Raw genomic sequence first — 21,588 nt, forward strand, 5'->3', positions numbered from 1 at the left:
ACGAACCTCATGCTGAAGAAAGCTCTTCTGGGCGCCGTTGCGCTCATCGCCCTGGCCGGCCATGCCCAGGCCGAAGACCTAAAGGAATTCCGCATCGGCATCATGGGCGGCGAGAACGAAGCCGACCGCCTGCGCAACTACCAGTGCCTGGTCGACAAGCTCCCGGCCGCCATCGGCGTCGAGAAGGTCTCGCTCTTCCCGGCTGCAGACTATGACGGCGTCATCCAGGGGCTGCTCGGCGGCACGCTCGACTATGCCGAACTCGGCGCTTCCGGCTACGCCAAGATCTACCTCGCCAAGGCTGATGCCGTCGAGCCGATCTTGACCACGGTCCAGACCGATGGCTCCACCGGCTACCACTCGATCATGGTCGCCCGCAAGGACGCCGGCATCACCAAGCTCGAGGATCTCAAGGGCAAGAAGCTCGGCTTCGCCGATCCGGACTCCACCTCCGGCTACCTCGTCCCCCTCGTCACCCTTCCGGAAGCGATCGGCGCACCGGTCAAGGAATATTTCGGAGAGACCGGCTTCGGCGGCGGTCATGAAAACCTCGTCCTCGAAGTCCTCAAGGGCACCTTCGATGCCGGCACGACCTTCGGCTCCGGCGTCGGCGAGTTCAAGGACGGCTACACCTCCGGCAATCTGCGCAAGATGGTCGACAAGGGCGTGCTCGACATGAACGACCTCGTCGAGCTGTGGCGCTCGCCGCTGATTCCGAACGGCCCGATCGTCGTGCGTACAACGATGAACGACGACATGAAGGCGAAGTTCAAGCAGTTCATGATGGATCTGCCGAAGACCGACGCCGCCTGCTTCTCCGCCATCCAGGGCGGTGATTTCACCGGCTTTACGGAAGTCAACAGCGATTTCTACAAGCCGATCATCGACGCTCGCAAGGCAACGATCGGCGGCTGATCAAGAACCGCCAGATTTACGCTGGCCGCGTTACGCGGCCAGCGTTTGATTGTTCGGGGTTGCCGCCGGCACCCACCGCAAGAGGCCGGCACGAGCCGGAAATCCCATGGCCACCTCCCTGCTGTCACAGCGCTTGAGCGAGAACGGCGCCCTGATCGAGCGTCATTGGCAGGAGCTCAATACGCGCCGTCGCCTCTATACCTGCCTCGGGCTTGCCGCCCTGGCGCTGGCGCTCTTCGGCTCGCTCTGGTTCGCGAACGACTCGAATGCCGGGAAATTCCTTGTCCGCCTGCCGCATTTCTTCGACTTCGTCGGTGACCTGATGCCGCGCGAGCCGATGGAGATCGTTCGGGCGCTCTTCGATCTGCCCTCTCCCTACGACGACGGCAGTTTCAAATACAACTATCCGGAAGGCCGGCTATACGTCACCGAGAGCCTCTACATTCCCGAATACTTTCACAAGATGCTGGAGACGGTGAATATCGCCATCTTCTCGACGCTGATTGGTGCGTTCTTCGGCTTCATTCTGTGCTTCCTCGCGGCCCGCAACCTGACGCCCAGCGCTTGGGTGCGCGGCCCGGTCCGCCGGATCATGGAAATCCTGCGCGCATTTCCGGAAGTCGTGATCGCCGGCTTCTTCCTGGCGATCCTGTCGCTCGGCCCGATCCCCGCGATCGCGGCGGTGTCGATTCACACGATCGGTGCGCTGGGCAAGCTGTTCTTCGAAGTGGTCGAGAATGCCGACATGAAGCCGGAGGAGGGCCTGCGCGCCGTTGGCGCCAGCTGGATCGAGCGGGTTTGGTTCGGGATCGTGCCGCAGGTCTTGCCGAACTTCACCAGCTATTTCCTGCTTCGCCTGGAGATCAACGTGCGCGCCTCGACGATCATCGGCGCTGTCGGCGGCGGCGGAATCGGCGAGCTCCTGCGCCTGTCGATCGGCCAGGGCCATCAGGCCAAGACGCTCGCGATCGTGCTTTTGCTCTTCGCAACGATCTTCGCCGTCGATCAGTTCTCCGCCTGGCTTCGCCGCCGCCTCGTCGGCGACCAGGCCTTCCAGCTCGCCCAGTAGGAGCGCGCCATGATTGCCTCGACCAAGCCCAGCGCGCTCGAAATGGAAGCCATTGCGGCGCGCCACCCGCATCTCCTGGAGTCATCCACCGCAAGGCGGCGCAGGACGGCGCTGATCGGCATCGGCGTCGTTCTCTATCTCGCATTCAGCTGGTGGCTCTTCTCGATCGGCCATGTGCTCGCCAACGCCAATTGGGGTATCGCGGGCACCTATCTCGCCGACTGGGTCTCCTATGAGGTTCGACCCGAGATCGCCGTCGCCCCCGACGGGACGATGGCCGTTTCCTACCAGCGCAACTCGCCGCTCGGTCGAAATCCCGACCCGGAATGGGTGACCCTCGAAAAGCGGACGGCAACGCGCACCGTCGAGGCACCGGCTGCGACGAAACAGGCGCCGAAGCCGAAGACGAGTTCCTCATTCAACTTCATGGCTCCGAAGGCGGCACTCGGTGGCGGAGAGGCTGCAGCCGCCCAGAACGCTGATGAGACACGTACCGAGGAAATCGTAACCCGAGCGGTCGTAACCTATGACCGTTCGACGCGCATCGAAGTCGGCGACAAACTGGTCACCGCCATCCACGGCGGCGAAACGCTCACCATGACGGTTGACGGTGTCGACACCGTCACGCCGCAGACACCCCTCCCAAGCTGGGCCACGCAGAAGCGGCCGGGCGAAAAGGTCACGCTTTCCTTCGGCTCCACCGGCTGGGCGGAAGTTACCGGCGACGAGGTCTCGATCCGCAATCGCTTCTTCGGCTGGGCGAACTTCCTCTTCGACACCAACTCGCCGTTCTTCGGAAAATCCTACGGCGAAGTGGCACGTCTGATCCTGTCGGGAGACCGAATCGACCCGGCGCGCTCGAACCTGTCACTCGCCTGGGACAACGTCCTCTACAATGCCGAATGGCAGCATCTCGATGTCTGGACGAAGCTGCTGCAGACGGTCGTCATGGCCTTGGTCGGGACGGTGTTCGCGTCCCTTATCGCCTTCCCGCTCTGTTTCCTTGCCGCCCGCAACATCACCCCGAGCCGTGTAACCAACCAGTTGGCCAAGCGCTTCTTCGATTTCCTGCGCTCGGTCGACATGTTCATCTGGGCGCTGTTCTTCACCCGTGCCTTCGGTCCGGGGCCGCTTGCCGGCATGTCGGCGATTTTCTTCACCGACACCGGCACGCTCGGCAAGCTCTACTCCGAAGCGCTGGAAAACATCGATGACAAGCAGCGCGAAGGCGTCAAATCCGTCGGCGCTCCGCCGGTCGCGGTGCAGCGCTTCGGCGTGCTGCCGCAGGTGCTTCCCGTCTTTGCAAGCCAGGCGCTTTATTTCTGGGAATCGAACACACGCTCTGCCACGATCATCGGCGCCGTCGGGGCCGGCGGCATCGGTCTGAAGCTCTGGGAAGCCATGCGGACCAATTCGGATTGGGAAAATGTCGCCTATATGGTTCTTTTGATCTTGATGGTTGTCTTCGTTTTCGACAGCATCTCGAACGCGTGCCGCTCCCGGCTGATCGGGCGCAGCGGACACTGAACTCTTTTTGCGCTTCAGACCGATGCGATCATGATGTTGTCATGCAAATCGGCTAGCTGCGCATCACACCCACAAGTGGTCGGCTCGCCTCACCGCCGGGCGACGATCAAGAAAGTGAAGACCAGTGCGCTACGCAATCTATTTCGCGCCGCCGGCCGATGACCGGCTGTCGCAGACCGCGTCCCGTTGGCTCGGCCGCGATGCCTTCCTCGACGGCGCCTTGGCCTGGCCGGACAACTTGGCACTCGAACGGGAACAGCACATGACCCTGACGGCCGAGCCGCGCCGCTACGGCTTCCATGGGACCTTGAAAGCGCCCTTCGCGCTTGCGGCGGGACGAAGCGAAGCGGAATTGATCGCCGCCTTCGACGAATTCGCCGCGGAAATCGAGCCCTTCGCGATACCGGAGATCAGGCTCCACCAAATCGGTCCGTTCTTCGCGCTCGTACCGAGCGCGCCGTCGGCGCCCATGCAAGATTTGGCGGAGCAGGCGGTTCGCCGCTTCGAGCCTTTTCGCGCCCCTCTCTCCGGAGCTGATCTCGCCCGCCGCAATCCGGAAAAACTGACGCAGCTTCAAAAGGATTACCTCGCGGCATGGGGATACCCCTATGTCTTCGAGGAGTTCCAGTTCCATCTGACGCTCACCGGCTCCGTGCCGGAGGAGACGCGCGGCCTGATGCGCGATACGCTCGAGGCCGCCTTCGACGAATTTATCGGGCGGCCGCTGAGCGTCTCGACGATCGCTCTTTTCGTCGAGCCGCAGCGCGGCGCCCCCTTCACCGTTCATTCCCTGCTGCCACTCGGCAGCGCATCCGCACGAAAGATTGCATGACATGAGCAGCGAACAGGTTCTGAGCAATGCCCGCATCGTTCTCGAAAATGACATCATCGATGGTTCGGTGCTGATCCGCGACGGCAAGATTGCCGACATTTCGGAAGGGGCGAGTCGGGTTGGCGAAGATTTCGAGGGCGACTACCTGTTGCCCGGGCTGATCGAGCTTCACACCGACCACCTGGAGGCGCATTATTCGCCGCGCCCGGGTGTGCGCTGGCTGAAGATCGCCGCCATCCAGGCGCACGACGCCCAGGTCGTCACCTCCGGCATCACCACCGTCTTCGACTGTCTGCGCCTCGGCTCGGACGAGGAAAGCGGCTTCCCGAAGGGCGAGATGCGCAGCATGGCCGACGCCTTGGCGCAGGCGAAGGACGAGGGCCGGCTGCGCGCTGACCACCTCATCCACCTGCGCTGCGAGGTTTCGACCGCCGACGTGCTGGAGCACTACGACGATTTTCGCGACGACCCGCAGGTTCGCCTCGTCTCCCTAATGGATCACGCCCCCGGCCAGCGCCAGTTCCAGACGATGGAGCAGTATATCCTCTACTATAAGACCAAGCGCGGCCTGACCGACGAGGCTTTCGCCGCTTTCGTCGAGCGCCAGCAGGCCCTTTCGGCACGCTATGCGGCCCCGCACCGCACGGCGGTCGCGCAAGCCTGCGCGGAACGCGGCATCACCGTCGCAAGCCACGACGACGCTACCCTCGCGCATGTCGAGGAGTCGATCGGCTACGGCGTCCGGCTGGCAGAGTTTCCGACGAGCTTCGAAGCGGCTGAAGCCTCCCACCGGGCGGGATTGAGCGTTCTGATGGGGGCGCCCAACGTCGTGCGCGGCAAGTCGCATTCCGGCAACATCGCCGCGCGTGAGCTTGCGGAGCGCGGCGTGCTCGACGTGCTTTCGTCGGATTACGTGCCCTTCAGCCTGATCCATGCACCCTTCATCCTCGCCGACGAGGTCGAGAGCATCGACCTGCCGAGCGCGATCGCCCTGGTGACCGCAACGCCGGCACGCACCGTCGGCCTCACCGATCGCGGCCGGATCGGCGTCGGCCTGCGCGCCGATGTAGCGCGTGTCCATCGGCCCGAGGGCATTCCGGTGGTTCGCTCCGTATGGCGCGAAGGACGGCGTGTCGCATGATGGCCGCGGAAAATCAGGGCGGGACGCTCATCGTCGTCGTCGGCCCGAGCGGCGCCGGCAAGGATAGCGTCATGGGTTTCGCCGCCCGCCACTTCGCGCAGCGGCCGGATATTCTCTTCGTCCGACGGGTCATCACCCGCCCCTCGGATGCCGGCAGCGAAGTGCACGAAAGCGTCTCCACGGCGGAATTCGAAGAGATGCAGCAAGTCGGCGCCTTCGCCGTTGCCTGGCAGGCGCACGGCTTGAGCTACGGAATTCCGCGTGAGATCGCCGACAGGATCGAAAGCGGTATGACGGCAATCGTCAACGGCAGTCGCGCAGCCCTTCCCGCCATCCGAGCCGCCTTCGGCAAGGTGGCCGTTGCCCTGGTCACCGCCGACGCATCGGTGCTCGCAAAGCGCCTCGCCCAACGCGGTCGCGAAAGCGAGGAAGACGTGCTGCGTCGACTGAAGCGGCAGGTCCCCGACGTCGTGGCCGGGCCGGACGTGACCGTGATCGACAATAGCGGCCGGCTCGACATTGCCGGGCAGCGTTTCGTCGCACTTGTCGAACAGCATTGCGCCAAGGCCCCCCACCCCGCCTGATCGCCGACCCTCGGACAATTTCGCCCGAGCCCCGGATCGAAAGACCGGGGCTTTTTTCTTGGCGATTGCGTCCACGGGCCGCCTTACCTCCTGGCAGAGGGTCGAACATTTTTTCCGCTTGCCGCCGGCTTATTATGTATATACATTATCGCAAGAGAAGGGCGGAAAGCTTATGAACGAAAACGCCGACATGAAAGCGGAACGCAGCAGTCTCTGGCGCAACGTGCGCCTTGCGACGCTTCGCGAGGATTTGGGCCCGCTCGGCATTGTCGAAACGGGCGCCGTGGCCGTGCGCGGTGGTCGGATCGTTTATGCCGGCGCCGAAAGCGAACTCCCCTCTCGGCTGTCCGGCGCCGACCGGCTGATCGATTGCGAAGGCCGCTGGATGACGCCGGCGCTGATCGACTGCCACACCCATATCGTCCATGGCGGGAACCGTGCCCGTGAATTCCAGATGCGGCTCGAAGGCGCTAGCTATGAAGAGATTGCCCGCGCCGGCGGAGGAATTGTCTCCACCGTAAAGGCGACCAATGCTCTGTCAGTCGACGAGCTCGTCGAAGCCGCCCTTCCGCGGCTCGATACGCTGCTTTCCGAGGGCGTTGCGACGATCGAAGTCAAATCGGGCTATGGCCTCAACATCGAGGCGGAACTGAACATGCTGCAGGCGGCGCGCAAACTCGCGCAAGCGCGCCCGGTCCGCATCGTCACCAGCTATCTCGCCGCCCACGCCACGCCGCCGGAATACAAGGGCCGGAACGCCGACTATATCGAAGATGTCGTTCTCCCCGGACTAAGCCAGGCCCATGCGGAACGACTCGTCGACGCTGTCGATGGCTTCTGCGAGGGGATCGCCTTCTCACCGGCCGAGATCGCCCATGTGTTCGACCGGGCCAAGGCGCTCGGCCTGCCGGTCAAACTTCATGCCGAACAGCTTTCCGATCTCGGCGGTGCCAAGCTTGCAGCCTCCTATGGCGCGCTTTCGGCCGATCACCTCGAATATCTCGATGCGGACGGCGCGACCGCCATGGCGAAGGCCGGTACCGTCGCCGTCCTGCTGCCGGGAGCATTTTACACCCTTCGCGAAACGCAATTGCCGCCGGTCGAGGCGCTGCGCGCCGCCGGCGCGCGCATCGCGATTGCCACCGATTGCAACCCGGGAACCTCGCCGCTGACGTCTCTTCTCCTGACCATGAACATGTCGGCGACGCTCTTCCGCCTGACGCTGGAGGAATGCCTCGCCGGCGTTACGCGCGAGGCGGCGCGCGCGCTTGGTATCCTCGGCGAGACCGGCACGATCGAAGCGGGAAAGTCGGCCGACCTTGCTCTCTGGGACATCGAGGCGCCGGCTGAGCTGATCTACCGCATCGGGTTCAACCCCCTCTCCGAGCGGATTTTCAAGGGTGAAAGGATTGCCCGATGACCATTGTTCTGAAACCCGGTTCGGTACCGCTCAAGGACCTGGAGGCGATCTATTGGACGGGTAAGCCGGCCCGCCTCGATCGCGCCTATGATGCCGGTATCGAAAAGGCCGCAACCCGGATCGCCGAGATCATCGCCGGCAATGCCCCCGTCTACGGCATCAATACCGGCTTCGGCAAACTCGCCTCGATCAAGATCGACAGCGCCGATGTTGCCACCCTGCAGCGCAATCTGATCCTGTCGCATTGCTGCGGCGTCGGCCAGCCGCTGCCGGAGAATATCGTGCGCCTCATCATGGCGCTGAAGCTCATCTCGCTTGGTCGCGGCGCGTCCGGCGTGCGCCTCGAACTCGTCCGCCTGATCGAAGGGATGCTCGAAAAGGGCGTCATCCCGCTGATCCCGGAAAAAGGCTCGGTCGGCGCTTCCGGCGATCTCGCGCCGCTCGCCCATATGGCCGCGGTGATGATGGGCCATGGCGAGGCCTTCGTCGCCGGCGAGCGCATGAAGGGCGATGCTGCCCTAAAGGCCTCCGGGCTTTCCCCGGTGACGCTCGCCGCGAAGGAAGGCCTGGCGTTAATCAACGGCACCCAGGTTTCGACGGCACTGGCTCTGGCGGGCCTGTTCCGTGCCCATAGGGCCGCCCAGGCGGCGCTCATCACCGGCGCGCTCTCGACCGATGCGGCCATGGGATCGTCAGCCCCGTTCCACCCGGATATCCATACGCTGCGCGGCCATCGCGGCCAGATCGACACGGCGGCCGCACTCCGGAGGCTGCTTGACGGGTCGGTCATTCGCCAAAGCCATCTCGAGGGCGACGAGCGCGTGCAGGATCCCTATTGCATCCGCTGCCAGCCGCAGGTCGACGGCGCCTGCCTCGATCTGCTGCGCTCGGTTGCCGCGACCCTCACCACCGAGGCCAATGCCGTCACCGACAATCCGCTGGTGCTCTCCGACAATTCCGTCGTCTCCGGCGGCAATTTCCATGCCGAGCCGGTCGCCTTCGCCGCCGACCAGATTGCGCTCGCGATCTGTGAGATCGGCGCCATTTCGCAGCGCCGCATTGCGCTCCTCGTTGACCCGGCCTTGAGCTACGGTCTGCCCGCCTTTCTCGCCAAGAAGCCGGGCCTCAATTCCGGGCTGATGATCGCCGAAGTTACCTCGGCCGCGCTTATGTCGGAGAACAAGCAGCTCTCGCATCCCGCCTCCGTCGACTCTACGCCGACGTCGGCCAACCAGGAAGACCACGTCTCCATGGCCTGCCACGGCGCCCGCCGCCTGCTGCAGATGACCGACAATCTGTTCTCGATCGTCGGCATCGAGGCCTTGGCCGCCGTCCAGGGCATCGAATTCCGGGCACCGCTTGCGACCAGCGCGGAACTTCAGAAGGCGGCCGCAGTCGTGCGCGCCGTTTCCCCGACGGTCGAGGAGGATCGCTACATGGCAGACGACCTCAGGTCCGCCGGCGAACTCGTTGCCTCCGGGCGGCTCGCAGCCGCCGTCTCCGACGGCATTCTCCCGCGACTGGAGATTTGACATGGCCGTCTACGAAGTCCGGCAGGGCACCTCGCCCGTCATTCTCGGCTTTCCGCACACGGGCACCGACGTTCCCCCGCCGATCTGGCAGCGCTTGAACGACAACGGCCGTATCCTCGCGGATACCGATTGGCACATCCACGAGCTCTATGAAGACCTGCTGCCGGAAGCGACCATCGTCCGCGCCACCTTCCATCGCTATGTCATCGACGCCAATCGCGATCCGGAGGGCGCCAGCCTCTACCCGGGCCAGAACACGACCGGCCTTGTTCCCGAAACCGATTTTGATGGCGTGCCTATCTGGAAGGAAGACGAAGGCCCGACGGACGCGGATATTGCCGCGAGACTGCGCGATTTTCACGCCCCCTATCACGCCGCGCTCGCCGCCGAGATCGACCGGGTCAAGGCCATTCATGGCGTGGCGGTCCTCTACGACTGCCACTCGATCCGCTCGCATATCCCCTTCCTGTTCGAGGGCAAGCTGCCGGACTTCAATATCGGCACCGATATGGGCAAGACCTGCGCCCAGCAGATCGAGCGTACGACGGCGGATATCGCAAGCAAGGCAGAGGGTTACACCCACATCCTGAACGGACGCTTCAAAGGCGGCTGGACGACCCGTCACTATGGCCGCCCCGAGACCGGCGTCCATGCGATCCAAATGGAACTCGCCCAATCGACTCATTTGGCGACGGAGGCGCCGCCCTTCGCCCTCGACGCAGGCAAGGCCAAGCTGCTCCGCAGTCATTTGAGGGCGATCCTGGAACAGATCGAAGCGATCGCCCTCGGTCTTCGCGATAACTAAACTTACAGAATTGAACAAACACAGACACTTATGGCGGAATGCTGATCCGATAGCGCAGCACATTCTCCAGCATCCCGCCGGAACCGCAATTGACAGGGAGTGAGGCATGACCATGAACAATCCGCGCCACAACATCCGCGACGTGCGCAGCCCGCGTGGCACCGAGATCAGCGCCAAGAGCTGGCTGACGGAAGCGCCGCTCCGGATGCTGATGAACAATCTCGACCCGGAAGTCGCCGAGAACCCGCACGAACTCGTCGTCTATGGCGGCATTGGCCGGGCCGCCCGCACCTGGGCGGATTTCGACCGGATCGTCGCGACGCTGAAGGATCTCAACGAGGACGAGACCTTGCTCGTCCAGTCCGGCAAGCCGGTCGGCGTCTTCCGCACCCACAAGGACGCGCCGCGCGTGCTGATCGCCAACTCCAACCTCGTGCCGCACTGGGCGACCTGGGACCATTTCAACGAGCTGGATAAGAAGGGTCTCGCCATGTACGGCCAGATGACCGCCGGTTCGTGGATCTATATCGGCAGCCAGGGCATCGTGCAGGGCACCTATGAGACCTTTGTCGAAGCCGGCCGCCAACACTACAACGGCGACCTCAAGGGCAAATGGGTGCTGACCGGCGGCCTCGGCGGGATGGGCGGCGCCCAGCCGCTTGCCGCCGTCATGGCCGGCGCCTGCTGCCTCGCCGTCGAATGCAATCCGGATTCCATCGATTTCCGTCTCCGCACCCGCTATGTCGACGCGAAAGCCGAAACGCTTGACGAAGCGATGGAGATGATCAACCGCTGGACCGCCGCGGGCGAGGCGAAATCCGTCGGTCTGCTCGGCAACACGGCCGAGATCCTGCCGGAGATGGTCCGACGTGGCATCCGCCCGGACATGGTGACCGACCAGACCTCCGCCCATGACCCGATCAACGGTTATCTGCCGAAGGGCTGGACCATGGCCGAGTGGAAGCAGAAGCGTGAAGGCGATCCGAAAGCCGTCGAAAAGGCCGCCCGCGCCTCGATGCGCGAGCATGTCGAAGCGATGATCGCCTTCCAGGACATGGGGATCCCGACCTTCGACTACGGTAACAACATCCGCCAGGTGGCGAAGGAAGAGGGCCTCGAAAACGCCTTCGCCTTCCCTGGCTTCGTGCCGGCCTATATCCGCCCGCTGTTTTGCCGCGGCATCGGCCCGTTCCGCTGGGCGGCGCTGTCCGGCGATCCGGACGATATCCGCAAGACCGATGCCAAGGTGAAGGAGCTGCTGCCCGACAACAAGCACTTGCACAACTGGCTCGACATGGCCGCCGAGCGCATCGCCTTCCAGGGCCTCCCAGCGCGCATCTGCTGGGTGGGTCTTGGCGACCGCCACCGCCTCGGCCTCGCCTTCAACGAGATGGTCAGGACCGGCGAGCTCAGCGCACCGGTCGTCATCGGCCGCGATCATCTCGACTCCGGCTCCGTCGCCTCGCCGAACCGCGAGACCGAAGCCATGAAGGACGGCTCCGACGCCGTGTCCGACTGGCCGCTCCTGAACGCACTGCTCAACACCGCGTCGGGTGCCACCTGGGTCTCGCTGCACCATGGCGGCGGAGTCGGCATGGGCTTTTCGCAGCATTCGGGCGTCGTCATCTGCTGCGACGGCTCGGAAGATGCCGCCCGCCGCATCGAACGGGTACTCTGGAACGATCCAGCAACGGGCGTCATGCGCCATGCCGATGCGGGCTACGACATCGCGGTCGATTGCGCCAAGGAACAGGGCCTGCGGCTCCCGGGCATCCTCGGCAACTGACGAAATGGCGGGAAGCTGCCCCGCGGCCTCCCGCTGCCCGGCTCCTACGATGTCGCAATCCTGGCACGCTTGCCGTCGAGCAAAAGGAGCAGCACCAGCCCTGCGAGCCCGGCCGCAGCGCCGTCCCGGAATAGTCGCTGAAGCGCGTGCCGATCGCAAAGAGCGCAGTGCTGAACGCCCCGCCCAAAAAGATGTTCACCGCGATCAGCGAACTGCCAAGCCCCGGCCGATCGGCGATCAGGTCCTGGAGGTAGGTGATCGGGATGCTGATCAGCGCCGCCGCACCGAGGCCGCTGGCGAGGGTCAGCGCATAGACGTGCCAAGGCCGATCCGACAAGCCGAGCAGCGCCAGATAGACCACGTAGACAGCGGTGCCGAGCGCCAGGGCATCGACATGGCTGAGGCTGTATTGAATGCGGCCCCAGACCAGAATGAAGGCCACTTCCAACAGCGCCACGAGGCCGACGATGCCGATGTCGGTAGCGGTGCCGCCGGCCGCACCGGTGACGATCAAGGGAAGGACCGCCGCATTGACATGCAGGGTCGAGGAAATCAGCGCGATGGCGACAAGCCGCCCGAGTACCCGCGGCGACAGGATCTCGCCGAGGGACGCGAGATAGGAAAGCCGTTTGCCGAGGGCTGAGCCGGCACCGGCTGTGGGCGGCAACAGGAAAGCGACGAGGATGAGGTTGGCGGCGCAGCCGAGACTCGCCAGCAGATAGGCCGGCAGCATGCTGCCGCGCGCTGCGAGCACGAAGCCGACCACGCCCGGGACCAGCACCCAAGAAAGCGAGATGGCGGCCCTCACTGCCGAGTTGACCGCAGCCGCGTCCCTGCCGCCCATGTGGTTGGCCGCTGTGCGTACATTGGCGAAGAGGAGCGAATTGAGGGCGCCGTAGATCGGCAGGAGCAGCAGCGTGGCATCACGAAGCTCGCCTTCGCCGGCCAAGCATAGACCATCCCATAGCCGACAACGCCGAACAGAATGACCGCCAGCATCAGCGTGCGGTAATTGCCGACGCGGTCCGCGACGATGCCGACGGTGACGCTGGCAATGACGTTGAGTAGGGCGGCGGCGAAGATCAGCGCCGAATAGAACGCGTTGCCGAGGCCGAGTTCGGTGATGCCGACCACTGACTGATAGGGCGAGGTCGCGGCGCCGGCGAAGCCGAAGAGGAATATCGCGAGCATGCTCGCGCGAATGACCGGGTTTCGCATGGCCGTGAGCAGCGACGAAGACATGGAGGGGTGTTCCGCGGAAGGGGCGAGGTCAGTTCTGTCCGCCCGAGGCATCGAGCGGGGTCGTGCGGCTGCGGCGTCAGGTCCAGCGGGCGGACAGCCGCGCCTTCGGGGTGAAGTCGAAATCGCGATCGAAGGGGAAGATTGGCCGCTGGCGGCGCTCGCTCGCGAGCTTCTCGATGTCCTGATTGACGACACCGTCGGTGAGCGCCATCAGGTTGGGCTTGGCGATCGGCGCGAGTTCCGGTGAAAGGTAACCGGACTTGACGACCAGCAGGCGGACCGCCTGCGGGTCGAGACCGAGCCGGCGGAAATCCTCGATATTGTGATAGGGCCGCCGCCGGGCCGAAAGCACGACGGTGATGCCGCCGACCTGAACCACCGCCTGCCGTTCCGCAAGCAAGCCGGGATCGTAAAGCCTGACGATCTTCGCCGCGGCTTCGACGGCAGCACCCGAGGGGTCGAGGCTGCCGCCGATCCGAAGGGCCAGGGTCGAGCCTTCGCTTGCGGCAAAGCATGCCTCTACCGCCGGCCGATCGGCAATTCCGGCAATGAGCGCGTCCTGCCAATCACGTGCCAGAAGCGCCTTCAACACGTCGGCGCGGTCGCCGACGCCGCCGCCGGTCGGGTTGTCGCCCGAGTCGGCGAGAACGATCGGTCGCGTCGTTGCCGCTTCGGCAATGTCGAGCATGGCTTCTAGGGCTCCGGTCACCGAACCGAAACGGAATTTTTCTCGGGCATCCCAGTAGCTTGCGGCGATTTCCTCCGCCGCTTTCAAAGTGGCTTCCTGGTCCGATCCGGTCACGACCGCGCAGGCGGTGGCCCGCGGCTCGTCCGCCCAGACATAGCCGACCATCAGATTAGCATCGAGGATGCCGGCCCGAACATTAATCTCGGGCAGGACTCGATAAAGGCTTGCCGCAGGCTCGTCCTCCGTCGAGGTCCTCTCTCCTGGCAGGAGCAGCGGCACGGGCGCCCAGGCGACGCCCGGCCGAGCGCCGGTGCGCAGCACCTCGACCAGCATCGTCCACGCCCTCACCATGGTTTCGCGCGAATCGATATGCGGCGCCGTGCGATAGGCGGCGAAAATATCGATTTGGTCGATGATCCGCTGGCTGACATTGCCGTGCAGGTCATAGCTGACGGCAATCGGGCAGCCGGGACCGACGACGTCACGGGCAGCCGAAATCCAGTCGGCCTCCGCATCGTCCAAGCCGTCGACCTTGATCGCGCCATGCATGGCGAGATAGAGTCCGTCGATCGGCACGGCTGCCTTCAACCCTTCCAGGAACTCCGCCTTGAAGGCCACATAGGCCGGCCGGGAAACCGGCCCACCGGGGACGGCGCGGGCATGGAGCAGCGGAACGTGTTCCACATCCTCAGCGTCGAGGAAGCTGAAATTGTCGGCCCTCAGCAGTTCCTCGCCCCTCAAGACCCGAAAGTCCTCGACCGACATCAGGACGGGCGAATAGGTGCTGCATTCCGTGTGGATTCCGCCGACGGCGATCCGCATGACGCAAAACTTACAAGATCGGGCTCAGGGGAGCGATCGCCGCAAAGCGCAGCCAGTCCTTCTCAGCCTTTGGCGTCCAGGCCGCCTCGGCGATCGCCGACAGGCGCGGGAAGACGAGCCGGTTGAAATAGCCGCGCGACAGAAAATGCTCCGACCAGATGCAGGCCTGCACGCCCTTCATTCGGCTCTTTAGCTCTTCCGGGAACTCGCCTTCCGCCTCGTAGGCATAGGTATGCACCGGCGTTGCCGTGCCGGCCCAGCTTGCGCCGGGCTCCTGCCAGGCTTCCGCCTGGGCCATGTCGAGGTAGTAGGCCTGGCCGGGCGTCATGACGACGTCGTAGCCCTCGTGCGCCAGTTCGATGCCGACCTTGGGGTTCTCCCACGCCATCAGCAGCGTGTCCTCGGTTCCGACGCCCCCGCCATGGGCGACCTCGTTCCAGCCGACGAGCTTGCGGCCGCGCGCCGTCAGCATCTGCTTCACCTTTTTGAGGAAGAAAGACTGGAGCGCGAAGGTGCCGGAAATGCCCTCCTCTTCCATCAGCCTGCGTGCCAGGGGCGAGGCGAGCCACGAGCCGTTCGCCACCTCGTCGCCGCCGATGTGGATATAGCGGCTCGGGAAAAGCTCAACCATTTCGTCGAAGACCTTCTCGAGGAATTCGTAGGTGAGCGGGACGGCTGGATTGAGCGCGTTGTTGGGATAGCCCTGGACGGAATGATAGCTCTCCGGCGCCTCCTGGCCATCCGCAAGATCGGGAAGTGCCACGAGCGCCGCAGTGCTGTGGCCGGGGATGTCGATCTCCGGCACCACCTCGACATTGAGACCGGCCGCATGGCCGACAATCGCCTTGACGTCCTCCTGGCTGTAGAAGCCGCCCGAGGGCTCCGCCCCGTTGCCGAGCTGCGGCAGCAGCGGCTCGTCAGGCCCGCGCAGTACGCCGAGGGTCGTCAGGGTCGGAAAAGCCTTGATTTCCAAGCGCCAGGCCTCGTCGTCGGTCAGGTGCCAGTGGAAGATATTGAGCTTGAACCAGGCGAGAATATCGATCAGCCGCAGGACGTCGGCAGTCGGATAGAACTGCCGCGACACGTCGAGATGGCAGCCGCGCCAACCGTAGCGCGGTTGGTCGGCGATCGTTCCCGAGGCAGGAAAACGGAATCTGCCGGCATGGCTGCGCGCGCCGTCGAGGAGCTGCGCGAGCGTCGTCAGCCCGTACTGCCGTCCGGCTGCCGCGCTATATTCAAGCCGGATCTCGCGGGGGGAGAAGGTAAGACGGTACGCCTCGGGAGCCAAATCAGCACCCTTTGCGAAGACAATCGGCACCCCTTGCTCCGATGGTGCGAGGCTGAAGGGAGCGTGCCCGGCGGCAAAGAGCCGATGAAACAGCGCCAGCACGTTCGAAACTGCCTCGACATCCTCCGGGCTGCTTCCCGCGGCCGGGTAGAGGACCACGGGAAATTCATCTCCTGCCACGGCGTCGATCTTCGCCGGCCAGGGCTGCAGCGCGAAGGGCAGGTCGAGCCGTCCTTCGGGCAGACGGACCGGCGGCGGTTCGCTCGTGGCACCCTCGAGCCTAAGGTCCGAGACCGCCACCGGCACATGCTTGCCATCGGAGAGCGTCAGATAAGCCGACTTCGCCCCGTCGCTGCAGTGCTTGGCCTGCCGGTGCAGACCGCTGACCACGAAGGTCCAGCTTTCCCCCGGCTGAAGGGTCAGCCCCTCGGGCGGGGCGAATTCATGAAAATTGGCGTTGCGGCGCAGGAAGACGGCGTTCTCGCAGGCAGCCGGATCGATGACGCGAGTGAGCGAGGTGTAGACGAGACGGAAGCCGCTCAGCGCCCTGCCGGAGAGGTTGAAGAGACTTAAGGTGAAGCGACCGTTGGGGCCGCCATCCGGCTGCCAGGCAGATTCGAGGCGATATGAAACCGGCTGCATCAGCATCCTCCAAGGGGATTGGTCAATAATGGCTGGACTGCGAGAAGGTGCGGGCGAGTTCGGCCTGGCCGGCTGTCAGGCCGCAGTCGACCGGCAGGCACACGCCCGATATGGCGCCGGCTTGCGGCCCGGCCAGGAAATCGACGGCATTGGCGACGTCTTCGGGGTTGACGATGCGCTGAAGCGGATACCAGCGCTTGGCCTCCTCGAAGACCTGCGGATTGGCCGCGGCGCGGGCTTCCCAGGCCTGGGTGCGCACCGTGCCCGGCGCCACCGCATTCGAGCGGATGCCGAACTTGCCGTATTCGACGGCGATGAGCCGGGTCAGATGCAGGAGGCCGGCCTTGGCGCAGCTATAGGCCGGATGTCCGAAGACGCCGACACCATTCACCGAGGCGATATTGACGACCGAACCCCTGCTCTCCTTCAGCATGTCCTCGACCGCCCGGAAGCAGAGGAAGGCGGCTTCGAGATTGAGCGCATTGTCCATCCGCCAGATGTCCTGCGTCGTATCCTGCAGGCTGGCGGCGCGCGCCGCGCCGGCATTGTTGACGAGCGTATGGACGACGCCACGCTCCCCCGCGGCTGCGGCCATGGCCGCCACGCTCGCCGCATCCGTCACATCGCAGGCGACGGCGGCGAACCGTTCCTCTGCGCCGAGTTCACGCGCGACCTTGGCTCCGGCATCGCCGTCCATATCGGCGAGGAGAACGACGTCGTGTCCATCCGCCAGGCGACGGGCAATGGCCCGGCCGATGTCGCCGGCTGCGCCGGTGACGATCGCTACGGATTTCGGCTTGGGCGGTCGCTCTGCCACATCAGTCTCCGAGAAGCTGGCGATCGTCGCCATCCCTATGCGCGACCAGCTGCTGCTTGATGCGCCTGAGCGTTGCGGTGGCCTGCGGCTGGACACGGTAAGCCACCAGGCTGGCAAGGATGTCGACCAGAGCCACATAGGCGATGCGCGTGGATGTCGGACGGTAGATGTTGTTGCCTTCCGGCAGGTCGACCGGAACGGTGATGTCGGCGGCGCGCGCCACCGGGCTGCCGGTCTGGGTAAGCGCGATGGTCGGCACCTTCGCTTCGCGGGCAAGGCCGAAGGCACGCACCAGCTCGGCGTTGCGACCCGAAAAAGACGAGCCGATGATCACATCGCTCTGCCTGGCGGCTGCCGCGAGCATCAATTGCATGCTGTGGTCGGAGCTCGCGGTGATGCGCAGGCCGAGGCGGAAGAGGCGGTTCTGCAATTCGCCGGCAATCATCGAGGAATTGCCGCCCGACCCGAAGGCGTAGATCATTTCCGCGCCGGCTAGCCGGTCGGCCGCCTGTTCGAGGGCTGCAAGGTCGAGCGAACGATGCAGCAGGAACAGCGCGTTCTGCGCCTTGGCGATGATGTCCTGGGCCACATCGCCGGTCTCCTGGCTTTTCGGCTCGGGCTTCAGGTAGCGCATCCCGACATAGGCGGTGCGGGCGAGTTGCACCTTGAAATCGGAAAAGCTGTCGCAGCCCAGCCGCCGGCAGAAGCGCGTCACCGTCGGCGGCGAGACATCCGCCTTCCCCGCAAGCTCGATGATCGATGCGTTGACGGCAAATTCGAAGTCGTTGAGCAGAATGTCGGCGATGCGGCTCTCCGACTGCGAGAGCCGCTCCTTTTCATGCTGCAAGGTTGCGAATATATCCATCCGGACGGCCACTCCTATCTGAGCCGCGGGATGCGGGCGGAAATCCGCACGCACTTTTCCTCATCCCGCGACATATTGGGCGTCCTTGGGCTTATAGGCGACGCAGTCGATCTCCACCTTGCAATCGACCATCATCGAAGACTGCACGCAGGCACGCGCCGGCGGATGAGCTCCAAAATATTCCTGATAGATCTTGTTGAAGCTCCAGAAATCGCGCGGATCGTCCAGCCAGACGCCGACTCTCACCACGTGCTCGATACCGTAGTCGGCCTCCTTCAAAATGGCCAGCAGATTGCCGATCGCCCGGTGGGTCTGGGCGACGATGTTCCCGTCGACGATCTCGCCATTTTCCATGGCAACCTGCCCGGACACATGGAGCCAGCCGTCTACCTCCACGGCCCGCGCGAAAGGCAGCGATTTTCCGCCCGCCCCGATCTCTTCGGTGCCATAGCGTTTGATGGACATCAGGAGCCTTGTGCAAATTATTTTCGCATTACGTTGACAAATCACCACAGAAAGACAATTTTGGCCAGAGAAAAACGCCAATCATGAAAAGAATTTCAATAAGGGGCGAACACATGCGGAATCCCTTCCAGAATCCGTTCCCCGTCAGCGACGCCGCCCGGCGACAGATCTGGGAGATGCTGGTGACGCGGGACATCGACGCTTTCCTTGCCGCCGACTGGTCGCTGGTGGCCGCCGATTTTGTCGAAGAGGGTTTCATCGGCATCGATGGAAAACGGACGGCAAGCCCTGACAATTGGCGGCTGGCGTTTCCGTCGCTTGCCGCCTATCGCGACGAGTGGCTGCGCCAAGCCCTGGATTTTGCCGAGCAGTCCTTCTCGGAGGACGCGCGCACGGCGATTTTCACCACCACGACGCTCGAGGACATCGAGATCAACGGCGATCGGGCGCTCGCCCGAAAGAAGTTCGATGGCGAGATCAGGAAAGCCGACGGCAGCGCCGATGTCCTGAAGTGGCAAACGGTCTATTATTGCAGGCTGCATGAAGGCCGGTGGAAGATCTCTGGCTTCACCGGTTATCTGCCGAATCCGATGGGTGATTGAGGAAGGCGACGGCATTGCGCATTTTTACAGCGGCCCTGGCAACCGAAACGAACACCTTCTCTCCCATCTGCATCGACAGGCGCGCCTTCGAAGCGTCGCTTTATGCGCCTCCTGGCAAGCATCCGGAAACGCCGACGCTCTGCACCGCGCCGATCACCGTGGGCCGCCGCGTGGCGGCGGAGAAGGGCTGGCAGCTGATCGAGGGCACCGCGGCCTGGGCGGACCCCGCCGGGCTGGTCAACCGGCAAACCTATGAGACATTGCGCGACGAGATCCTCGGGCAATTGCGTTCAGCCCTCCCCGTCGACGCCGTGGTGCTCGGGCTGCATGGTGCGATGGTCGCCGACGGCTACGAGGATACGGAGGGCGATCTCCTGACGCGCGTGCGCGAGATCGTCGGGCCGGAGGTGCTCGTCTGCGTCGAGCTCGATCCGCACAGCCATCTTACTGAAAAGCGTGTTGCGGCCGCCGATTTCTTCGTCTTCTTCAAGGAATTTCCGCACACGGATTTCGTCGATCGCGCCGAAGACCTCTGGCGCATTGCCGTCGACACGCTCGAAGGGCGCGTTCGACCGGTCATGTCGGTATTCGACTGCCGGATGATCGACGTCTTTCCGACGTCGCGCGAACCGATGCGCAGCTTCGTCGACAAGCTGATGCGGATCGAGCGGGAGGATCCGGACGTCCTGTCGCTGTCGGTCGTGCACGGCTTCATGGCCGGCGACGTTCCGGAGATGGGCACCAAGACGGTTGTCGTCACCGATGGCCGTCCGGAAAAGGGCCAAGCGCTCGCTCGCGAACTCGGCCTCGAGCTTTTCGAAAGGCGCGGCACCTTCCGCATGCCGGAAATCGACGAAAGGCAGGCGGTCGCCGCGGCGATCGCCGCACCTGCAGGTCCGGTCGTAATCGCCGACATGTGGGACAATCCCGGCGGCGGCACGGCGGGCGATGCGACGGTCGTGCTCGGGGAACTGCTCGCGAACGGTGTGACGGACGCGGCGATCGGCACCATCTGGGATCCGATGGCCGTGCAGATTTGCATGGCGGCGGGCGAAGGCGCCGAAATTCCTTTGCGCTTCGGGGCGAAATCGGCCCCCGGCACGGGCCATCCGATCGACGGCATCGTCAGGGTGGTGCGGCTGGTGCGCAATGCCGAAATGCGCTTCGGCGAGAGCTTCGCCCCCTTCGGCGACGCAGCGCACCTTCAGTATCGCGGTATCGACATCATTCTCAATTCGACTCGCGCCCAAAGCTTCGACCCGAGCCTGTTCTCGGTGATGGGTATCGATCCGAATGCGAAGAAAATCCTGGTGGTCAAATCCACCAACCACTTCTACGCCTCGTTCTCCAAGATCGCGTCGCAGATCCTCTATTGCTCGGCCGGAACGCCCTACCCCAACGATCCGGCGAAAACGCCCTATCGGCGGGCGCGGCGCGATATCTGGCCGATCATAAGCGATCCGCACCGGCGTGAACATCTCGATACGATACGCGACTCCGCAGCCCAAACGCACACGTCCGGCCCCAGTGCAGCCCGCAGTCGGGACTTCCTCTATGGGGATGACGGGCTGCTGTAATGATCGCCGTCGACACGTCAGCCTCCGTGTCGCTTGTTAGCGGAGCGTCGAAGGCGGTGATGCCGCCTCTTCCTTCAGCCAGGAAGCGAAGATTTCTGCGGCGGGGGCCGGTCGGCGACCTTTTGGCGTGACGATCCAGTAGGCGATCCGATCGGACCGGACCGAGTGCGCGAAAGGTTGCACGAGCCGTCCGGCCGAAAGATGGTCGCGCACCATATGCAGGCGCCCGATCGCGACACCTTGCCCATTGAGAGCCGCTTGAAGCACGATGTTGTAGTCGGTCAGCTGAAGTATTCGGCCGCGCCGATAGTCGACACCGGCTTCGCCGCACCAAAGCTGCCAGTCCACGGGCTTGCTGGACTCGAGCAGGATCTGGGCGAGCAAATCCGCCGGCCTTGCGAAGCGTGATCCATCGCCGTAGAGGGTCGGGCTCAACACGGGGCTCAGCTCTTCGTTCATCAACCGCTCCGCCAACATCCCATCCCACTGCCCGGCACCGAAGCGTATGGCCAGGTCGACATCGCCGGTTTCGAAGGTCGTGAGACCCAATGTCGGCTCGAGGTCCACCTCGATCTCAGGATGCTCGATCATGAACCGGGAAAGACGGGAGACCAGCCAGTTGGCGGCAAAGGAGGGAAGGACGCTGACGCGCACGCGTTGCCTGGCAGCGCGGTAGCGAATCTCGGAAGTCGCGCCGGCGATAATCCCGAAGGCTTCGGTGGTCCTGCCGAGATAGTCCGCCCCCTCGATCGTCAATTCGATGCTCTTGGCTTTGCGGACGAACAGCCGCACGCCGAGCGTCTCCTCGAGCTGCTTGATGTGGTGGCTCACTGCGCTTTGGGTGATCAGCAACTCTTCGCCCGCCTTGCGGAAGCTGAGCAAGCGACCCACCGCTTCGAAGGCCCGCAAGGCCTGCAGCGGCGGCATGGTGCGGGATGTGCGCATGGGCTCTTTCGTCGTGGCATTAGC

18 protein-coding genes and 1 pseudogene are annotated in these 21,588 nt (G+C 64.2%); 12 read left to right on the forward strand and 7 right to left on the reverse strand.

Annotation, left to right across the window (positions count from 1 at the left end):
• The first annotated feature begins 9 nt into the window (after positions 1 to 9).
• The 10 genes from phnD (at position 10) to hutU (ending at position 11,611) form a co-directional block, all read left to right on the forward strand.
• A complete protein-coding gene (gene phnD, locus NXT3_RS28590) occupies positions 10 to 915 on the forward strand; it encodes a phosphonate ABC transporter substrate-binding protein (protein WP_097524611.1) in 906 nt (301 codons plus the stop codon).
• 106 nt (positions 916 to 1,021) lie between these two features.
• Positions 1,022 to 1,984, forward strand: coding sequence for a phosphonate ABC transporter, permease protein PhnE (gene phnE / locus NXT3_RS28595; RefSeq protein WP_097524610.1), 963 nt, complete (start codon positions 1,022 to 1,024; stop codon positions 1,982 to 1,984).
• Positions 1,985 to 1,993: 9 nt separating this feature from the next.
• A complete protein-coding gene (gene phnE, locus NXT3_RS28600) occupies positions 1,994 to 3,511 on the forward strand; it encodes a phosphonate ABC transporter, permease protein PhnE (protein WP_104841152.1) in 1,518 nt (505 codons plus the stop codon).
• A 124-nt stretch (positions 3,512 to 3,635) separates the two neighbouring features.
• Positions 3,636 to 4,343, forward strand: coding sequence for a DUF1045 domain-containing protein (locus tag NXT3_RS28605; protein WP_104841153.1), 708 nt, complete (start codon positions 3,636 to 3,638; stop codon positions 4,341 to 4,343).
• Between the two features lies 1 nt (position 4,344).
• A complete protein-coding gene (locus NXT3_RS28610; protein ID WP_104841154.1) occupies positions 4,345 to 5,484 on the forward strand; it encodes an alpha-D-ribose 1-methylphosphonate 5-triphosphate diphosphatase in 1,140 nt (379 codons plus the stop codon).
• On the forward strand, positions 5,481 to 6,068 hold the full coding sequence (gene phnN, locus NXT3_RS28615) for a phosphonate metabolism protein/1,5-bisphosphokinase (PRPP-forming) PhnN (RefSeq protein WP_097524607.1): 588 nt from the start codon (positions 5,481 to 5,483) through the stop codon (positions 6,066 to 6,068). The genes NXT3_RS28610 and phnN overlap by 4 nt, the downstream gene beginning before the upstream one ends.
• A 172-nt stretch (positions 6,069 to 6,240) precedes the next feature.
• Complete coding sequence (gene hutI / locus NXT3_RS28620) at positions 6,241 to 7,488, forward strand: imidazolonepropionase (RefSeq protein ID WP_104841155.1); 1,248 nt, start codon at positions 6,241 to 6,243, stop codon at positions 7,486 to 7,488.
• The gene (hutH, locus tag NXT3_RS28625; protein ID WP_097524605.1) at positions 7,485 to 9,020 is read left to right on the forward strand and encodes a histidine ammonia-lyase; all 1,536 of its coding nucleotides are present in this window, start codon (positions 7,485 to 7,487) and stop codon (positions 9,018 to 9,020) included. The genes hutI and hutH overlap by 4 nt, the downstream gene beginning before the upstream one ends.
• Position 9,021: 1 nt before the next feature.
• Positions 9,022 to 9,825, forward strand: coding sequence for an N-formylglutamate deformylase (hutG, locus tag NXT3_RS28630; protein ID WP_037417164.1), 804 nt, complete (start codon positions 9,022 to 9,024; stop codon positions 9,823 to 9,825).
• Between the two features lie 112 nt (positions 9,826 to 9,937).
• A complete protein-coding gene (gene hutU / locus NXT3_RS28635) occupies positions 9,938 to 11,611 on the forward strand; it encodes a urocanate hydratase (protein WP_172900199.1) in 1,674 nt (557 codons plus the stop codon).
• 44 nt (positions 11,612 to 11,655) lie between these two features.
• Here the strand turns inward: hutU and NXT3_RS28640 are convergent.
• The 6 genes and pseudogenes from NXT3_RS28640 to NXT3_RS28665 all read right to left on the reverse strand — a co-directional run bounded on the left by NXT3_RS28640 (position 11,656) and on the right by NXT3_RS28665 (position 18,440).
• A pseudogene (locus tag NXT3_RS28640) lies at positions 11,656 to 12,853 on the reverse strand (MFS transporter).
• 76 nt (positions 12,854 to 12,929) lie between these two features.
• A complete protein-coding gene (locus tag NXT3_RS28645; RefSeq protein ID WP_104841156.1) occupies positions 12,930 to 14,363 on the reverse strand; it encodes a M81 family metallopeptidase in 1,434 nt (477 codons plus the stop codon).
• Between the two features lie 10 nt (positions 14,364 to 14,373).
• Positions 14,374 to 16,293, reverse strand: coding sequence for a beta-N-acetylhexosaminidase (locus NXT3_RS28650; RefSeq protein ID WP_104841157.1), 1,920 nt, complete (start codon positions 16,291 to 16,293; stop codon positions 14,374 to 14,376).
• 22 nt (positions 16,294 to 16,315) lie between these two features.
• The gene (locus NXT3_RS28655; protein WP_104841158.1) at positions 16,316 to 17,143 is read right to left on the reverse strand and encodes an SDR family oxidoreductase; all 828 of its coding nucleotides are present in this window, start codon (positions 17,141 to 17,143) and stop codon (positions 16,316 to 16,318) included.
• A complete protein-coding gene (locus NXT3_RS28660) occupies positions 17,112 to 17,975 on the reverse strand; it encodes a MurR/RpiR family transcriptional regulator (RefSeq protein ID WP_097538843.1) in 864 nt (287 codons plus the stop codon). The genes NXT3_RS28655 and NXT3_RS28660 overlap by 32 nt, the downstream gene beginning before the upstream one ends.
• A 60-nt stretch (positions 17,976 to 18,035) precedes the next feature.
• A complete protein-coding gene (locus tag NXT3_RS28665) occupies positions 18,036 to 18,440 on the reverse strand; it encodes a RidA family protein (RefSeq protein WP_037417130.1) in 405 nt (134 codons plus the stop codon).
• A gap of 113 nt (positions 18,441 to 18,553) precedes the next feature.
• Between NXT3_RS28665 and NXT3_RS28670 the strand changes: the two genes are divergently transcribed.
• Together NXT3_RS28670 and NXT3_RS28675 are read left to right on the forward strand one after the other, a co-directional pair.
• Positions 18,554 to 19,042, forward strand: a complete 489-nt coding sequence (locus tag NXT3_RS28670; protein WP_037417127.1) for a hypothetical protein — start codon at positions 18,554 to 18,556, stop codon at positions 19,040 to 19,042.
• A gap of 14 nt (positions 19,043 to 19,056) precedes the next feature.
• Positions 19,057 to 20,619, forward strand: coding sequence for a M81 family metallopeptidase (locus NXT3_RS28675; RefSeq protein WP_104841159.1), 1,563 nt, complete (start codon positions 19,057 to 19,059; stop codon positions 20,617 to 20,619).
• Between the two features lie 36 nt (positions 20,620 to 20,655).
• Here NXT3_RS28675 and gcvA read toward each other — a convergent pair whose 3' ends face one another.
• Complete coding sequence (gene gcvA / locus NXT3_RS28680) at positions 20,656 to 21,564, reverse strand: transcriptional regulator GcvA (protein ID WP_104841423.1); 909 nt, start codon at positions 21,562 to 21,564, stop codon at positions 20,656 to 20,658.
• Between the last annotated feature and the right edge of the window lie 24 nt (positions 21,565 to 21,588).

This window comes from Sinorhizobium fredii (genome assembly GCF_002944405.1).
GTDB lineage: Bacteria > Pseudomonadota > Alphaproteobacteria > Rhizobiales > Rhizobiaceae > Sinorhizobium > Sinorhizobium fredii_C.